Source organism: Enterobacter sp. JBIWA003, from assembly GCF_019968825.1.
Classification (GTDB): domain Bacteria; phylum Pseudomonadota; class Gammaproteobacteria; order Enterobacterales; family Enterobacteriaceae; genus Enterobacter; species Enterobacter quasiroggenkampii.
Window position 1 is genome coordinate 4,361,064 of record NZ_CP074170.1, and the last position, 14,446, is coordinate 4,375,509.

At 56.6% G+C, this 14,446-nt stretch carries 22 protein-coding genes; 3 read left to right on the forward strand and 19 right to left on the reverse strand.

From position 1 onward, the window contains the following. Nucleotide 1: 1 nt before the first annotated feature. From KGP25_RS21110 to KGP25_RS21180, 15 genes are all read right to left on the reverse strand, one after another. Entirely contained in the window at nt 2-532 is a 531-nt protein-coding gene (locus KGP25_RS21110) for a phage tail protein I (RefSeq protein ID WP_223539584.1), read from the reverse strand. Next, on the reverse strand, nt 525-1,433 hold the full coding sequence (locus tag KGP25_RS21115; protein WP_045910030.1) for a baseplate assembly protein: 909 nt from the start codon (nt 1,431-1,433) through the stop codon (nt 525-527). The genes KGP25_RS21110 and KGP25_RS21115 overlap by 8 nt, the downstream gene beginning before the upstream one ends. A gap of 5 nt (nt 1,434-1,438) precedes the next feature. After that, the gene (locus KGP25_RS21120; protein ID WP_063622458.1) at nt 1,439-1,789 is read right to left on the reverse strand and encodes a GPW/gp25 family protein; all 351 of its coding nucleotides are present in this window, start codon (nt 1,787-1,789) and stop codon (nt 1,439-1,441) included. After that, on the reverse strand, nt 1,786-2,427 hold the full coding sequence (locus KGP25_RS21125) for a phage baseplate assembly protein V (RefSeq protein WP_223539585.1): 642 nt from the start codon (nt 2,425-2,427) through the stop codon (nt 1,786-1,788). The genes KGP25_RS21120 and KGP25_RS21125 overlap by 4 nt, the downstream gene beginning before the upstream one ends. A gap of 112 nt (nt 2,428-2,539) precedes the next feature. Continuing rightward, the gene (locus KGP25_RS21130; protein WP_223539586.1) at nt 2,540-3,007 is read right to left on the reverse strand and encodes a phage tail protein; all 468 of its coding nucleotides are present in this window, start codon (nt 3,005-3,007) and stop codon (nt 2,540-2,542) included. Beyond that, nucleotides 2,970-3,215, reverse strand: coding sequence for an Rz1-like lysis system protein LysC (gene lysC, locus KGP25_RS21135; protein WP_229226321.1), 246 nt, complete (start codon nt 3,213-3,215; stop codon nt 2,970-2,972). Before lysC ends, KGP25_RS21130 begins: the two co-directional genes overlap by 38 nt. Continuing rightward, nucleotides 3,103-3,528 carry an Rz-like lysis system protein LysB gene (gene lysB, locus KGP25_RS21140; RefSeq protein ID WP_223539587.1) on the reverse strand — a complete coding sequence of 142 codons (426 nt, stop codon included), beginning with the start codon at nt 3,526-3,528 and terminating at the stop codon, nt 3,103-3,105. Before lysB ends, lysC begins: the two co-directional genes overlap by 113 nt. Then, entirely contained in the window at nt 3,525-4,034 is a 510-nt protein-coding gene (locus tag KGP25_RS21145; RefSeq protein WP_023616186.1) for a lysozyme, read from the reverse strand. The genes lysB and KGP25_RS21145 overlap by 4 nt, the downstream gene beginning before the upstream one ends. Further along, nucleotides 4,018-4,239: an HP1 family phage holin gene (locus tag KGP25_RS21150; RefSeq protein ID WP_023616187.1), complete on the reverse strand. Its 222-nt coding sequence runs from the start codon at nt 4,237-4,239 to the stop codon at nt 4,018-4,020. The genes KGP25_RS21145 and KGP25_RS21150 overlap by 17 nt, the downstream gene beginning before the upstream one ends. After that, entirely contained in the window at nt 4,230-4,433 is a 204-nt protein-coding gene (locus tag KGP25_RS21155) for a tail protein X (RefSeq protein ID WP_024906438.1), read from the reverse strand. The genes KGP25_RS21150 and KGP25_RS21155 overlap by 10 nt, the downstream gene beginning before the upstream one ends. 178 nt (nt 4,434-4,611) lie before the next feature. Continuing rightward, a complete protein-coding gene (locus KGP25_RS21160) occupies nt 4,612-5,052 on the reverse strand; it encodes a DinI-like family protein (protein WP_223539588.1) in 441 nt (146 codons plus the stop codon). Between the two features lie 109 nt (nt 5,053-5,161). Further along, nucleotides 5,162-7,351: a replication endonuclease gene (locus tag KGP25_RS21165; RefSeq protein WP_223539589.1), complete on the reverse strand. Its 2,190-nt coding sequence runs from the start codon at nt 7,349-7,351 to the stop codon at nt 5,162-5,164. A 1-nt stretch (nt 7,352) separates the two neighbouring features. Then, a complete protein-coding gene (locus KGP25_RS21170) occupies nt 7,353-7,574 on the reverse strand; it encodes a TraR/DksA family transcriptional regulator (RefSeq protein WP_223539590.1) in 222 nt (73 codons plus the stop codon). Beyond that, nucleotides 7,574-7,801, reverse strand: a complete 228-nt coding sequence (locus tag KGP25_RS21175; RefSeq protein WP_023616297.1) for a DUF2732 family protein — start codon at nt 7,799-7,801, stop codon at nt 7,574-7,576. Before KGP25_RS21175 ends, KGP25_RS21170 begins: the two co-directional genes overlap by 1 nt. A gap of 68 nt (nt 7,802-7,869) precedes the next feature. Then, entirely contained in the window at nt 7,870-8,208 is a 339-nt protein-coding gene (locus KGP25_RS21180; RefSeq protein ID WP_048224979.1) for a DUF5347 domain-containing protein, read from the reverse strand. A 227-nt stretch (nt 8,209-8,435) separates the two neighbouring features. Between KGP25_RS21180 and KGP25_RS21185 the strand changes: the two genes are divergently transcribed. Further along, nucleotides 8,436-9,011 (forward strand): phage repressor protein CI, encoded by a 576-nt coding sequence (locus tag KGP25_RS21185; RefSeq protein ID WP_045910040.1) that lies wholly within the window; start codon nt 8,436-8,438, stop codon nt 9,009-9,011. 55 nt (nt 9,012-9,066) lie between these two features. On the opposite strand, the gene KGP25_RS21190 is transcribed toward KGP25_RS21185, so the two are convergent. Beyond that, nucleotides 9,067-9,414 (reverse strand): hypothetical protein, encoded by a 348-nt coding sequence (locus tag KGP25_RS21190; RefSeq protein ID WP_063622461.1) that lies wholly within the window; start codon nt 9,412-9,414, stop codon nt 9,067-9,069. After that, a complete protein-coding gene (locus tag KGP25_RS21195; RefSeq protein WP_080347321.1) occupies nt 9,411-9,914 on the reverse strand; it encodes a hypothetical protein in 504 nt (167 codons plus the stop codon). Before KGP25_RS21195 ends, KGP25_RS21190 begins: the two co-directional genes overlap by 4 nt. A gap of 397 nt (nt 9,915-10,311) precedes the next feature. On the opposite strand from KGP25_RS21195, the gene KGP25_RS21200 reads away from it, so the two are divergent. Further along, the gene (locus KGP25_RS21200; protein ID WP_223539591.1) at nt 10,312-11,481 is read left to right on the forward strand and encodes a DNA repair protein; all 1,170 of its coding nucleotides are present in this window, start codon (nt 10,312-10,314) and stop codon (nt 11,479-11,481) included. Here KGP25_RS21200 and KGP25_RS21205 read toward each other — a convergent pair whose 3' ends face one another. Further along, nucleotides 11,482-12,246: a siderophore-interacting protein gene (locus KGP25_RS21205; protein WP_063622465.1), complete on the reverse strand. Its 765-nt coding sequence runs from the start codon at nt 12,244-12,246 to the stop codon at nt 11,482-11,484. Between the two features lie 147 nt (nt 12,247-12,393). On the opposite strand from KGP25_RS21205, the gene KGP25_RS21210 reads away from it, so the two are divergent. Then, nucleotides 12,394-12,888: a PadR family transcriptional regulator gene (locus KGP25_RS21210; RefSeq protein ID WP_045910044.1), complete on the forward strand. Its 495-nt coding sequence runs from the start codon at nt 12,394-12,396 to the stop codon at nt 12,886-12,888. Here KGP25_RS21210 and KGP25_RS21215 read toward each other — a convergent pair. Beyond that, complete coding sequence (locus KGP25_RS21215) at nt 12,885-14,444, reverse strand: methyl-accepting chemotaxis protein (protein WP_045910045.1); 1,560 nt, start codon at nt 14,442-14,444, stop codon at nt 12,885-12,887. The genes KGP25_RS21210 and KGP25_RS21215 overlap by 4 nt on opposite strands. Nucleotides 14,445-14,446: the final 2 nt, after the last annotated feature.

Below are 14,446 nucleotides of genomic sequence, written 5' to 3' on the forward strand. Positions count from 1 at the left end.
CTTATCCGGGATAAACCGTGATGATGTCGCCGTCATAGCTCAGGGCACCGGTATAGAGATAACCCGGAATGTCCTGGATGATATTCAGGCCAATAAGGTGGCGGCTGGCAGGCTTCGCATCGGCGATGAGCCTCTCCATTTCGTAATACATTTCCTCGGTGATGCCCGTGTCCAGTACGCCGATATCAAGGCGGAAGGTGCCGGGCGGATCGTTGGTTTGCCACCACTCGGTAACGTTAATCAGATAGCCAAGCGGCTCCACCACGCGACGTACAGCGCCTATCGTTCCCTTGTGGGCATGAATAAACCACGCGGCGCGGATCACCTCCCGTTTGGTGGCCTCCGGCCAGTTCTCATCCCAGCGGTCAACCGAAAACGCCCACGCCAGCCAGGGCAGCAGATTCGCCGGACAGGTGTCCGCACTCCAGAGATGACGCAGCGGAACCGGCGTATTTTCGATGTCCGCGCAGGCGCGCGCCGCGGCGACCTCAAGCGCCGATGAGCCAACCGGTAAAAGGCGGGCATTATTCATCGTTTCCCCCCACGGTTACGCTGTAGTGGCTGCACCAGGAGGCCTGGGTTTCATCAAGCACGATGTCAGCCGCGGGTGCGGTGAGTTCCACCCGCTGCACCCCTTCCACGTGAAGGGCAGCGTAAATGGCTGACTTGCGGATATCGCGTCCCAGCCGATGCTGAGCCGTGATGTAGGTCTGTAATCGGGCTCTTGCCGCATTGAGTACCGGTTCACTTTCGGGGCCGGGAAAAAGGAAAAGCGATGCTTCAATGCTGTAGTCGACAATGTTGGCCGACTGGACGGTCACGCGGTCGGCGACGGGCCTGACGTCCTCATCGTTCAGCGCATTGCGAACAACGGCGAGCAGTTCCTCAGACGCTACGCCGTTATTCTCCCGGGAGAGCACGGAAACCGTGACGTTTGCGGGCTGTGGGCTAATGACGGAAATGTCAGCCACCCGACCATCTGCACTGCGGCCGTGGAACTGATACGCGCCCGTTGAACCGGCCACGCTCAGCCCTTCCGGTGCCTGCTGGATGCGCAGCCGAAAGTCGGTATCGGACTCCATCACAGCCGGAGTGGGCGGTAACGTGGTGTCGTCGGCAGGGGTAATTGTCAGACGCGCAAGGTTCGCGTTTGCCCCGATCTGGTCCAGGTCGCGGCCTGCCGCATAGGCCAACATGACCGCCCGTGCAGCCTCGTTTACGCGCTGGCGCCAGATAACTTCCCGGTAGGCGTTCTCCTGCAGCAGCTTCACAATCGGCTCGGATTCCAGGGTCAGCGTCCGTGCAATCGCCTCTCGCTCCTCTTCCGGATAGAGGGAGACAAAGGTGGCCTTTCGTTCTGCCAACAGCGTTTCATAATCCACCTCCTCCACGACATCAGGCGCGGCGAGCTGGCTCAGATCAACAATAGCCATAGCGTTTAACTCAGTGAAATGGTGATAGAAAAAGATTGTCCGGAGATCGGGCGCGTGCCGGTGATATCGACATACAACGTCCCGTCGTTCTCCGAACGTTCGAAAGTGATGGCCGTCAGGCTTATCCGCGGCTCCCATTTCTGGATGGCGGAATAACAGGCGGCCATGATCTGCAGGCGCAGCGCCGGGCTCTGCGGCCTGTCGATCATCGCCGCCAGCAGCGAGCCGTAATCCCGGCGCATGACCCGCGAGCCAATCGGCGTAACCAGAATGTCGCGCACGCTCTGCCGGATGTGGTCAGCCTCTGAAAGGCTTAGCCCGGTCTGCCTGTTCATTCCCCTGTAACGCACCGTCATTGTGTCCCCTTAGTCCAGCTTCCGCCGCTTTGCACACTGCCGTGCGCGTGGTTGTCCACCTGCACTCCGTTGGAGGTCAATTTACCGCCGGAGTGCTCAATATTTCCGGTCATCACCCCGCCCTTCTGCACTTCCAGCGAGGCGGTAATTAACTTGTTGGTGCACACCACTTCAGGCGTATCCAGCGTGATACGGGACGTTGAGATCACCCGCACCTCCGGCACGGTGGCGGTCAGCGATTCAGAAGCGGAAATGTCGGCCGTTTTAATGCCTGAAACCCTCAGCGCCCCGCGTCCGGGTTCGTACTCGATCACCGCGCCGTCAGGGAACGCGACGTGGAATGCGTCAGGCGACCCGGACGGCGCCGGATGGTCGTCAGAGAAAATGCCGGGCAGCACAAAGGCGGTATCCAGCTCACCGCCGATGGCCAGCAGCAGCACCTGCTCTCCCTCGGAAGGGGCCCACCACACGCGCGAACGTCCCGCACGGCAGGTTAGCCAGTTCAGCCAGGTGGTTTTCATCCCGCCGGTCTGGACACGACAAAGCCCTCTGTTGAGGTCAACGTCGGTCACAACACCGATACGAATCAGATTGCGGATCGCGCGAGCGATACCGTGCATGGAAGTTAATGTATTCATGAGAAGAGAATGCCGTTCAGGAGGAACGGCAGCAACGAGACGGGGTTTTCTGCGGGATGATACAACAAGCGGTCCAGACAGCTGGCGGCTGGCGGCCTTCAGCGTGGGGAGCTTAGTCCTCCCACTGGCTGACCAGCTCACCGTTGATGTACAACGCCTTCGGACGCGTGACGGGCTCCGGCAGCGGCGGCTCCGGGGAATAGGTCGTGTGCAGAACGCCCTGTTCCTCGGAAACAAGAATGCGCTCGGTTAATTGCATGCTGATGCTGATATCCATCGTAGCGTCATCGTTTAAAACGATCGCGAAGGTGTATCCGTTTTTGCGTCCGTCATCGAGGGTAAAAATGTCCGGCTGGTTTTCCCGCAGCCAGGCCAGTATCGGGACAAAAAATCCCTCGCTGTCGCCGGTGAAACCGCTAACCTTCGCGTTCAGCACATACCGTTTTTCAAAGGAGAGCGAGGAGGCCAGGCGGGCGTCTATATTGCCGCTGCCGACCGACATCTGCAGGCGCTCCGGGTTGGCATTCAGTTGGGGGATCGCGTCAATTAATGCCTGACGCAGGCTCTTGAGTTTGTGCATCGAGTTTATCCTGACAGTCTTTAATGGTTTCAACCTGCAGCGCGCAGGCGATAAGGGCGTACTCAAGCCTGCGAATATCGGCGCTGAGATCGCCGTTAGTGGCGGGTTCGCTTCCCGGCATCGGGCAGCGGCTCACCTTCGGGCAGGCGTTGTAAACAATGGGCTGCGGAGGCGCAGGCGGTGCGGGTGTGCAACCTGCGGACAGCATCAGGCAACTGAGCGGTATACCAGCGGCGTAACGCTTCATTTTCATTGAGTAATCTCCCGATAGTCGCTTCCCGTCTTGCCCTCTCCTCACCCACAGCGACAAGCTCTTCACGGAGCCTGACCTGGGCGTTTTCGTTTGCTCTGGCCATCCGTTGCGACTGGGACAGCTGATGGTTGAGCGTGGCGAGGGCATTTTTTTGTTCGCTGGCGACCCGGTTGGCCGTGGCTAAGGAACGGGACAGGGTCTGGTTGTCATGACGAAGCCACAGCGCGATCGCCAGCAGCCCGGCCAGCATCAGCATGAGGACTCTCATGGCAGCCCCTTCATGCACCAGGCCTTTTCGCGGACACGGCGGTTTTCCAGACCGGTATTTTTGACGCCGTTGACGTACACCCAGCGGGTAAGCTGTTCGCACGCCTGCGACCACTGTTTACGCTTAATAAAAGACACCAGAGTCGAACGGCAGGCGGCGCCTGCGCCAACATTAAAGGTAAAACTCACCAGCGCGTCGTAGACCCGCGGCGGCATCTCCACCGGCGCGCACGTCGCCAGTCGTCGCTCAACGTTGAGTACATCAGCAACCAGATTTACCGCGGCCTCACGCTCGGTAATGTCCCGCGTCGGCACAACGTTTGCCGTGTGGCCAATGCCTGACGTCCATACCCCAGCGCTGCACCGGTAGGGCGAGAGGCGACATCCTTCGAGATCGGCAATCAGCGCCAGCCCCTCAGGGGACGTTTTCAGTAAACGAAAATCGGGCATCAGCACAGCCAGGGCCAGCACGCCGGCGACGCTGCAACGCTTAATGATTGAGTTCACGAATGCTCTTCTTATCGAGGCCCAGCGACTGGAGATAGCGCCAGGTTTTTCGCTTAAACCAGTAGTTCGTCAGTGCGGTAAAAATGGCGCAAACACTCCCCACGTACAGCGCGACCTTTTCAGGCGACATCGCCCCGAACCAGGCCAGCGCCACGGCCAGCCAGTAGGCGATAAACGTGGTGATTTTCTCCAGGCTCAGTCCCATAGATTTACGGATTCTTTGGTGGGGGCGCTATTTACCTCCGGCATCTCTACCGGCGTGCCGTGAGGCAAGATAACGCCTGACTCCGCGAGGCCAGGATTGGCCTTCAGAACGGCTTCTACGACGCCAGCCGTGCGCCCATAATAGCGGGCGCAAACGGCATCAAGCGTGTCCCCCTGCATTGCATAGATCTTCATCAGACGCTCCCAACATCCGGTTACCAGGTACTGTAGAGTTTCCCGGGCTGGCGGCCTTTTCGCTATCGCTGACGGATGGACAATCGCGGACACAACAGACCGTCCACAAGCAGCGAAGCGTGGGTCAACGAAAGCGCAAAATCAGAATGAGGGCGTGCATTCGGGTAATGATGCTGGGCTAGCGCCAGCTCTCGTCTTCCCAGACTTCCCGGAGAATATTATCCAGCAGCTCGCGATCGGCTTCTCCTTCGAGCCCCTGGAGCTCTACTCCCGTCATCGATCCTATTTTCACGGTCACCCGCGATGACGGGAACAGGGATCTTATTCGGCGGGTCAGTTCGTTCTGGAAGGCCTCGACGACGCCATGGCCAATCTGCTGGTCTTTATCAAGCGTAATGTTCACCCGAACGTTACCCTCTTTTTTGATGCGTTCCGGAACAGGCGATGCTGAGAAAACAACGGTAAACGCGTTGTTTTTGATTAAATTTCCCCGCGCAATCTCAGCAATCAAATTCAGGGCAATCTCACGATCTCTTTCCTGACATGTTCCTTCTGTCGTCAGTCGAGCAATCATCTCGACGCGTTCAATCATGACCTGCTCGTTCAACTCTCTGTCCACACAACCTCCACCACGAGATACTGTATAAACATACAGTAGCACGTATTCATAAAAAGAGTGAAGCGAAAAATCAGAACTCTTCACGGTATGTGCATGATATCGATGGAGATTAGCGTGCTCTCAGAGCGAACAGATCCGATAAATGCCCAATACGCTCAAGGATTTTCCGCGCCTTATGCTGATAAGAACGCGCTGCCGGAAAGAGCGTTCCGTCAACTGCGCCTCTGCACCATTTGTCGTTAAAACGGCTTACGCCGCCCGCCATAAGATGCAGGGCCTCTGCGCGGCTGATGGCGATTCCGGTGGCGAGCCGAACCTCATCAATCACCTTCTCCGGGACCCCGTTTTGCGGATCCCGCTCGTAGACAAAGGGCGCCGCTGCGCCGGGCCGGATGCGCTTAATACGCTCGGTTAATGCCCGTCTCGCACGCCGGTTGAGGGGTTGAGAGAGATCGCTCAGCGTACAGTTATTGACAGAACTCCGAGAAGGCGCAGATACATCCTCAGGCTCCTGGGCCCGCTTCGGCACAATTTTCCACTGCGTGAGCCGGGTTAAAACCGGGCTGCCCGCGCCGACGGCGGAATCGTACACGCCGCGGATGCGGACCGTTTCTTCGCCGTACTGGTTAAACCCGGTACCCGGCTCATACAGCGTGCGCACCTGTAAATCATCGCGACGCACAAACGGGCCGCCCTGTGCAGTGACGTAACCCGCCCAGTCACCGGCGTCGGCAGCTTCATGGACGGCAGCAAACTCGACGCTCAGACCACGCGCGGTCTCTGCGTCTGCCAGTCGGCGCAGCTCGCGGTAGACCGTTACCGGCGCGCCGCCGATGAACTGAAACTGGCGAATGTGCCAGCGCCCTGCCCAGGCCGATACGGCGGACGCCGTCTCCTTCAGCAGGCCGCCGCTTTCGTTATCGGTCTCGCCATCGAGCGCATAGCCGTCGATATTCTTTGAGATGTATTTGGCGATATAGCCGGTAGCGCTGCCTTTCTGCGGATCGATCGCGTCCGCGTGAAAGCGAGCCTGTCTGGCGCTTTCGCTCTGCAGCTCAGCGGCATCCTCCTCCCGGGCGTAGTCCCCTATAATCCGGCGAACGCATTCGACGTCTTCCGGCCTCATAAACATCAGCATGTGCCAGTGGGGCGTACCGTCGTGATGGGGTTCCGCGACGCGGATACCAAAGATACGGCGGCCCTCCCGGTGCAGCTTTGCGCGGATGCGCGCCCACACCCGGGTGAGGTAGCCTTGCGTATCCGCCGGGCTGGCCCCGTTCCACTTCGCGTTGGGGTAGCCCGATTTCACGGTGGCGTGATACTGCGCGGGGGCGGTTAAGGTATAGAATTCGCCCACATAGCCCAGCGCCTGGCAGATATTTTCAAACCCGCGAATGCGGGTCATGAGCTCACAGCGACGTATCGCCGGGTTGGCCACCGAGCTATCGTATTTTTCAATCAGGCTAATGCGGTTGCCCTCTTCATCTTCCAGCTCCATGCCCTTGAGAAATTCACGGGTGCGGCGCTTCTGCTCGCGCCACTCGGTCACGCAGCGTTTGCTCGCGTACGCCATTCTCTTTTTGCTGACGTTGCCGAGGGCAATCTGCAAATGCTCGCGCCAGGCAGCCGCGATCCGACGTAAACGCCCGCGCCACCACGCCTCGGAAAACATCCGCATCACCGCGGCGGCAACATCGTCTTTGTTGAAAAATGTCTTCGATACCCGCTCCCAGTGCGGAGGCTCCACGTTAAACTGCCGGGCAATCAGTCCAGCGCGCTGATACCAGATGAAGAGCGTCTGGTATTCGCCCATATCAGCATCGTTAATATTCGCCAGCTCGCCGCGAATAAAGCTGGCAATATCGCCAGCCAGCAGGTCGATATCCGCGCGGGACATATCCGGCAGACGGTTATAGCGGGCAACCAGTTCAACCATTCGCGAGGCAAGGTACTGCAGAAGCTGGGTATCGAAATGGCCTTTAAACACGGCTCGGGAGACTGCGTCATGCAAACCTGCGCAGGCATAGCGTTCAGAGACCCGCCGCAGGCGGGGCAATATCCTGTTGCAGAAGCGGATCAAAAAGGCGTTAGCCTGCGGATTGCCCCGATGCTGTTCGAGGGCGTCAACGGCGCGCCAGACCTCAAAACGCACGCAGTCAGGCTGCTGTGAGAGGGCCATTCTTGCCTGCTGCAGCGCCGCGAAGAAGCGATCGCGACGCTGCTGCTGGGCATGGGTAAGATAAGGGCTGGCAATAGCTGACCGCGGCGCATTCCACGGATAAGCGAATGACGTAGCCAACTCACCCTCCCCGGATGTGTTTATTTTTCATCTCCGCGATCTCCTGACAGGTGACGCACAGGGCCACGCCGGGCACCGCCATACGGCGCGCCTGCGGTATTGGAGCCTCACACTCCTCGCAGAAGAAACGCGAAGGCGATGCGGGTCGTCTGCGGGCGCTATTAATGTGGCGCTCTCTGTCTTCCTGCTCGCGCGCCTGGGCAAGATCGATAAAATCGGCCATCAGTGCAGCTCCTGGGATTCACGCTCGTAGCGGGCCGCCTCGTGGCACAGCAGTTCGGCAACGTCTTCTCCGCTCATGCCGGTTTTGTAGATCTGGCTTGCCAGCGCCTCCAGACGCAGGGAGACCGCAAGGGCGCGCGCGCATCGTTCCTCTGTTTTTGCCTCCATCAGCAGGCGTTGCAGTTCTTCACTTCCGATCGGATAAGGGCGGTTTTCACTGTGTCGCATTACGCGTTCTCCTTAAATTCAGGCAACAGGGTGCCCGGCGGGTTTACGCCATTCGTTTTTGGGTTGGGTTACAACGGCATGGTCAGCCGTTCAGGAAATAAACTCACAACAGCACGAAAATGATTCATCGCGGTAATTAGCGCTCTTTTCTCCTCTGTGGTCAGCTCGCTGATATCGCACTCATGACGGGCGACGGGTAATCTCGCCAGGAAAAAGAGAGCGGCCAGCGCCCTGCTGTTCTCCTCAAAAAAGGGATCGCGCTTATCGCGCATGTCAGTCATAAACCGTGCCAGCTCTTTCCCGCTATCGCTCCCGTAGCGGGCGCGCAGTTCAGCGATGTGGTTAAGCCCGCTAAGACGCGCCCCCACGCTTAGTGGAACCCTTGCACGGGCAGCTTCTATCGCCATATCTCCCCTCGCGTAAATGTATGCACGCTAATGCGTTCAAAACGGGCAGAGCACGGCTTTTTCCGCCGTTTGAGGATTGCGATTTCGGAAGCCATGCTGCATGATTCCCATTTTGATAATGCCTGCAATCATTAGCCTCAGTTTGCCAACGTCTGCCGCTGATTGCCCGAATTTGTAATGATACTAATACCCAAATGAGTATTAGTAAACACCCAAAGGAATATATTTTGATACTAGATTCTCAAGTGAATAATGAAGAATTGCTCGATAGAATCTGTCAGGTATATGGTTTCACGCAGAAAATTCAGCTGGCCCGACACTTTAATATCGCCGCCAGCTCGCTTCAGAACCGCTACGCGCGCGGTACCATCTCTTACGACTTTGCGGTTCAGTGTGCGCTGGACACTGGCGCCAGCCTCCGCTGGCTGATGACCGGCCAGGGTGCGCAGTTTGCAGGAAACCCCGCCCCGGGCGATCCCGTTTCGGTTGCGACATTCACACTCAGTGACGGAAGGCTGGAAGAAAATTCCATTTTGAGTATCGACGCTGCTTTCTTTAGCAAACCGCTGACGCGCGGCATCGCCGTCCGCGCGGAGGGGAAACTGCACTTTATCGAAAAAGAGGCGTCGTTAACCGACGGACTGTGGCTTGTTGAGATTGAAGGCACCGCCAGCATCCGCGACCTGACGCTGCTGCCCGGGAAAAAACTTCACGTGGCGGGCGGCAAGGTTCCCTTTGAATGCGGTATCGACGAGATAAAAACGGTAGGGCGCGTGGTGGGGATCTATAGCGAAGTAAGCTGAGGATACTAAATTCAAGGCTGACGAGATTCGCCAGCCTTTTGGTTGATTTTAAACGCTATTTTTCGATGTAGTTGTAAGAAGTCAGAATTCCTTTGTCAGAAAAATCGACGGACAGGTGCTGCTTGCGATCCAGATTAAGAGGAATGATGAGATAGATACGACGATCGATGATCTGCGACGTATACTCCCAGTGGCGCGTATTATTGTAGTCAGCCGTATTTGCTGGTACGCCAAAAGCAATCAGCACATCTTTGCGGGTCGTGACCTCTGGGATCAGCTTCTGCTTTATCTCTTTTTCCGAATACTGAGCCAGGCTGGTCGCCTTGGTTCCGTCGTAGTTCGATGCACATGAGACGCTCAGGAGACAGGCTAACGCCACACCTAAAAAGTTAATGGCTTTCACTGTACAAAATCCTTTTCAACATAAATGCCATTGACGGTATCAAGCGCGACTTCTTTCATATAAAGCACGCAATATCCCGTTTTATCGCTATAGCTAATATGCCCTTCGTAGATCTTTTTCTTTTCTGGCGTGAAAGTCAGCGATACATTACATCCCTGATATAAAGCGTGCTGGATAGTGGTTTTTTCATCTGGCACAATCAACGTTTCGAAATAGTCTTTATCGTATTTCTTCCCCGTGACTTTAGGGAGACCAATATCTTTCGTCGACCCAAGGAAAGGGTTCAAATAACGATTGTGCTTAAGTACCCACCCACCTGTTTCTTTACCAGATTTATCATACTGATAGATGCCATAACTCATCGGTGGGCCAATGAGACGAAGCTTAGCGACATCCTCGCTACTCGGCGGTGGCGTGTACATTTTCGGCTCAGGAAAGAAAGTACTGCAGCCAGAAAGACTCACTATTGCTGGAATAATTATATATTTTAAAAATCGCATACAGTTACCTTTATATATATCCTTGCTTATTTTTCAGAGAGACACCCCGAGGCATTAACATCCCTGAATGCTATTAACAAATCACTCATAGATATAAAGGTCAACTAAAAAAAATAAATTTAGGTTTAGTGTAATAAAAATGCGCGTGCCGTTGGATTTTGAGGAGTTTATTAATACTCTTTGAACAACGAATCGCCAATGTTGGCTCACTCTTCAAGCGTGGCAACACTGGCAGAGCGGGAACCGTAAACTCAACCCCTCCAGTTCCTTTACTCCCAAACTGCAAAACTAAAGAAATCCCCCATCGCGCCGATCATCATCCGTGTGTATTATTTCCTGTAGCTTTTACAACAACTAACCTTAACTCAAATACTTAAGCGCCAAAGCGAAAGGCATCATGAGCACACCGATCAAACGGCTAGAAATCATTAAAAATGCCATTGAACTGGAAGATGACGACATCATCCAGAGCCAGCTGACACGCCTGAAAAATGAAGCGTTTGACGATGAGCTACAGGCAATCGTCGTGGCGCTCGAGGAGAAGAACTACACCGCGGCCATGGCGGCAATTACCGCCTGGCTGCAGGGCCAGCGCGCCGTGACCCCGTGGCGCGATCCGCAGGTGGCGGCCAGCAAGCTGGAGCTGAAGGCGCTGGAAGAGCGTCTGCGCGATCTGATTGACCGCCGCAACGCGCGGGTGCAGCAGCTTGATGAGTTCAACGATCTCTATTTCTCCCGCCTCGGGCCTCTGATGCAGCAGATCCTCGCCCTGCGAAAAACGCTGGCGGAGCTGAACCTGCGTCGTCAGCAGGCGGAAGCGCGTCGTCGCGAGGAGGATTACCGTCGCTGCCAGCACTATATGGCGCAGGCGGTAGAAGTGCTGGCGACGCTCACCCAGCGCTGGCGCGATCTCCCGGCGGACTCCGTCCAGGCCGCCGAGGCGCGTAAGCATCTGGAGCAGCAAAGCAATCTGATTGCCAACCTGTTGGCCGAAGCGCAGGAGCTGGAGAGCGGCTTAACGCGCGAAGAGGAGCCTGCGCGTCAGGCTCGCGACGAGGCCAACGAAGAGTATGAGAAGTATCGCGAACAGCATCACGATGCCGAAGTGCGGCTGCGCAAAGGTAAGCATCTTTCGCAAGAGGATCAGAACGAACTCAAGCGTCTCTGGCGGCAGGCGAGCAAGCTCTGCCACCCGGATCTGGTGGCGGACGATCTGAAAGAAGAAGCCAACAACATGATGGTGCAGCTTAACCAGGCGAAGCAGCGCGGCGATGTGAAAGCCATTCGCTCGCTGGTGGCCCGCCTGCAGCAGGGCTTCGAGCCATTGATGGCCAGCGACAGGCTGAACGATCTGGAACGTATCCGCAAAAAAATGGCGCAGGTCCGCGAGCAGATCGACACCTTAGTGAACGAGCTGGCGGAGCTGGAGAAAGAGGAGTCCTGGCTGCTGGTCTCCTCGCTGAGCAATATGGAAGCGTACTTTGCTCAGCAGGAGAAAGCGCTGCACGAGGTCCGCACCTCGCTCGAACATCAGGTGAGCGAAGCGCAGCTGGATTCGGCAGCCTGATTATTTGGCGTGCCAGTATGCGCTGGCACGCACCAGCTGCGGGTCAATGGCGTCGGCTTCAAACTGACGGCTCAGGCTTTTCACCACCTTCCCTTCCCCGGTCAGCCAGATAAAGTAATCGTCCCCCGGAACGGTCAGCGTCGCCAGATGGTCCGCGACTGCCTGCTCGCTGTGGCCCACCACCCAGGTGATGTTGAACGCGCTCAGGTGCGCCAGATAGTCCTTATACGATTCATCCCCAACCGTCACGACCGCCTGCACATCCGGGCGAACTGGCAGTTGCGCAATACTCTCTAAGCGTCGACGCAGCGCGGGCATGCCGGACTCGTCGCACACGTACAGCTGCCAGGCGTAATCCTCCGGCACCACCAGCGAACCGCGCGGGCCGCCGATGGTCAGCTTATCGCCTACCTTCGCCTGTAGCGCCCATCCGCTGGCTATGCCGCCGTCATGAATGAAGAAATCCAACGCCAGCTCATGACGGGCCTCATCATAGAGCGGCGTATAGTCGCGCGCCTGCGGACGCACGCCGTCACCCCAGTCGATGCCTTCATCGGTGACCACCGGCGGCGTAAACGTCGTCCCGGGTGCCGGGAAAAAGACTTTGGTATGGTCGTCGAAACCGCGGGAGCTAAAGCCCTCCAGCGCCTCGCCGCCTAGCACAATGCGCTGGAAACCCGCGCTGACGCGCTCAACGCGGAGCACCGTCAGTTCGCGAAAACGCAGGTCATTACGAACACGCTGTGGATAACGGGTAGATGCCATTTTTAGACCCTTTTCTGGTGAATACGATATATCTAAATCAATTTTCAAATGATAATGATTACTAATAAGGAAAAATGCAAGATCTTTTAGATTGCATCTGAATATATCTTAGATATAGTTTAGATATATCAAAATGAAGGGCATATTATGCGACACGAACACGATGGCGGCGGACGTCGACCGCGCTTTTTTGGCCACGGCGATCTGCGGCTGGTGATTCTGGATATCCTGACCCGTAGCGCAAGCCACGGCTACGAGCTGATCAAAGAGATCGAGAACCTGACGCAGGGAAACTACACCCCGAGCCCGGGCGTCATCTATCCCACCCTGGATTATCTGCAGGATCAGACATTTATCACCATTACGGAAGAAGAAAACGGGCGTAAGCGCATTGCGATTACCGCTGAAGGACAACGCTGGCTGGATGAAAACCAGGAACAGCTGGAACAGATCCAGGTGCGTATCAAAGCGCGCAGCGTCGGCTTTCAGCTACGCAAAAACCCGCAGATGAAGCGGGCGCTGGATAACTTCAAAGCGGTACTGGACCTGAAGGTAAATCAGGGAGAGCTCAGCGACGCGCAGCTTAAGCAGATTATCGGCGTGATTGACCGCGCGGCGCTGGAGATCTCCCAGCTGGATTAAGCCGGTGCGTGCTCGCTCACGCGGAAGACGCGTACCAGCTCTTTAAGGTGCATCGCCTGTTCATTAAGCGATGCCGCCGCCGCGACGGACTCCTCCACCAGCGCGGAGTTTTGCTGGGTGGTGGCGTCAATCAGGCCAATCGCGCTGTTGATCTGCGAGATCCCCTCCGTCTGCTCATGGCTGGCCTGACGGATCTCACGCAGGATCGCATCCATCTCCTCCACGTTGCCGACCATGCCGTTAATCAGCCCACTCGCTTTTTCGACCAGGTTCATCCCGTCCTGGGTCTGGCTGGTGGAGCTCTCAATCAGCTCCCGGATTTCGCTGGCAGACGACGCGCTCTTCTGGGCAAGCTGGCGCACCTCTCCGGCGACCACCGCAAAGCCGCGGCCGTGCTCACCGGCGCGCGCCGCTTCCACCGCCGCGTTCAGCGCCAGAATGTTGGTCTGGAATGCAATGGCGTCGATCAAGTCGATAATGTCGGACATCCGGTTGGAGGTCTCGTTAATCAGGCGCATTTTGCTGGTCACCTGCTTCATCATCTCACCGTTGTTTTTGACCACTGTGGCGGCATCGGCAGAAAGATTGGTCGCTTCACCGGTATGCGAGGCGGTATTTTTCACCGTCGCGGTGATCTGCTCCATCGAGGCGGCGGTCTGTTCAACGGAGCTGGCCTGCTCTTCCGTACGTGCGGCCAGATCCTGGTTCCCGGCGACAATCTGCGCGGCTGCGCTGGAGATATTCTCCGAGCCGGTCTGCACCTGCTGCACAATGTCCAGCAGACGCGTCTTCATCTCCATCAGCGCATGCAGCAACAAGCCCGTTTCGTCTTTACCGTGCGGCGTGATGCTGCCCGTCAGATCGCCCTCTGAAATCGCTTTTGCGAAATTCACCGCCTCACCGAGCGGGCGGGTGATAGCGCGCACGATAAACCAGCCAATCAGGCTGCCTGCCGCAACGCTAAAGAGCGTGAGCAGGATCAGCAGCAGACGGTTAGACCTGAAATCCCCTTCCACCTGCGTACCCGCACGCTGCATCTCGCTGTTCTGAATGGCAATCAGCTCCTTCACCTTCGCTTTATAAGCCTGCTGCACGGCAAGGGTGGTGGTCATCATCTCCTGAATGGCGCCCGCACGGTTGTTGTTTTGCACTGCCTGCAAAATACGGTAGCGCGAATCCAGATACTGCTGGCGCACGCTGCGGATATCCGCCAGCACCTGCTGAGACTTTTGATCCTGCAAGGCGTTGTTCAGCTCGCCCAGAATCACCGTAATATGCTCGCTGATCTCTTTCAGACGCTGCTGAGATTGCCCCGTGTAAGTACCCTGCTCGTCCAGCAGCATCAGCTGTTGAGTGCTAATAAATTCCTGGAAGTTATCGATTAACTGGTTCGCTTTTACCGTGGTCGGATAGTCATGGGTAATAATGGATTGCATCCCATTATTTGCCCGGTTCAGGCTCAGCAAAGACACACTTGCGCTGATCGCCATCAGGACAATAAAGAACCCAAACGCCAGAAATAATTTCGTGCCGATCTTTACGTCATGTAAGAACATAT

What these genes read in the sequence shown, in the direction of transcription:
- KGP25_RS21200 (WP_223539591.1), top strand. Translation starts at nt 10,312, where the DNA reads ATGAGCACACCGATCAAACGGCTAGAAATCATTAAAAATGCCATTGAA.
- KGP25_RS21155 (WP_024906438.1), bottom strand. Translation starts at nt 4,433, where the DNA reads ATGAAGATCTATGCAATGCAGGGGGACACGCTTGATGCCGTTTGCGCC.
- KGP25_RS21150 (WP_023616187.1), bottom strand. Translation starts at nt 4,239, where the DNA reads ATGGGACTGAGCCTGGAGAAAATCACCACGTTTATCGCCTACTGGCTG.
- KGP25_RS21120 (WP_063622458.1), bottom strand. Translation starts at nt 1,789, where the DNA reads ATGACGGTGCGTTACAGGGGAATGAACAGGCAGACCGGGCTAAGCCTT.
- KGP25_RS21180 (WP_048224979.1), bottom strand. Translation starts at nt 8,208, where the DNA reads ATGGCGATAGAAGCTGCCCGTGCAAGGGTTCCACTAAGCGTGGGGGCG.
- KGP25_RS21195 (WP_080347321.1), bottom strand. Translation starts at nt 9,914, where the DNA reads ATGCGATTTTTAAAATATATAATTATTCCAGCAATAGTGAGTCTTTCT.
- KGP25_RS21115 (WP_045910030.1), bottom strand. Translation starts at nt 1,433, where the DNA reads ATGGCTATTGTTGATCTGAGCCAGCTCGCCGCGCCTGATGTCGTGGAG.
- KGP25_RS21210 (WP_045910044.1), top strand. Translation starts at nt 12,394, where the DNA reads ATGCGACACGAACACGATGGCGGCGGACGTCGACCGCGCTTTTTTGGC.
- KGP25_RS21175 (WP_023616297.1), bottom strand. Translation starts at nt 7,801, where the DNA reads ATGCGACACAGTGAAAACCGCCCTTATCCGATCGGAAGTGAAGAACTG.
- KGP25_RS21125 (WP_223539585.1), bottom strand. Translation starts at nt 2,427, where the DNA reads ATGAATACATTAACTTCCATGCACGGTATCGCTCGCGCGATCCGCAAT.
- KGP25_RS21170 (WP_223539590.1), bottom strand. Translation starts at nt 7,574, where the DNA reads ATGGCCGATTTTATCGATCTTGCCCAGGCGCGCGAGCAGGAAGACAGA.
- KGP25_RS21205 (WP_063622465.1), bottom strand. Translation starts at nt 12,246, where the DNA reads ATGGCATCTACCCGTTATCCACAGCGTGTTCGTAATGACCTGCGTTTT.
- lysC (WP_229226321.1), bottom strand. Translation starts at nt 3,215, where the DNA reads ATGCTGTCCGCAGGTTGCACACCCGCACCGCCTGCGCCTCCGCAGCCC.
- lysB (WP_223539587.1), bottom strand. Translation starts at nt 3,528, where the DNA reads ATGAGAGTCCTCATGCTGATGCTGGCCGGGCTGCTGGCGATCGCGCTG.
- KGP25_RS21215 (WP_045910045.1), bottom strand. Translation starts at nt 14,444, where the DNA reads ATGTTCTTACATGACGTAAAGATCGGCACGAAATTATTTCTGGCGTTT.
- KGP25_RS21110 (WP_223539584.1), bottom strand. Translation starts at nt 532, where the DNA reads ATGAATAATGCCCGCCTTTTACCGGTTGGCTCATCGGCGCTTGAGGTC.
- KGP25_RS21130 (WP_223539586.1), bottom strand. Translation starts at nt 3,007, where the DNA reads ATGCACAAACTCAAGAGCCTGCGTCAGGCATTAATTGACGCGATCCCC.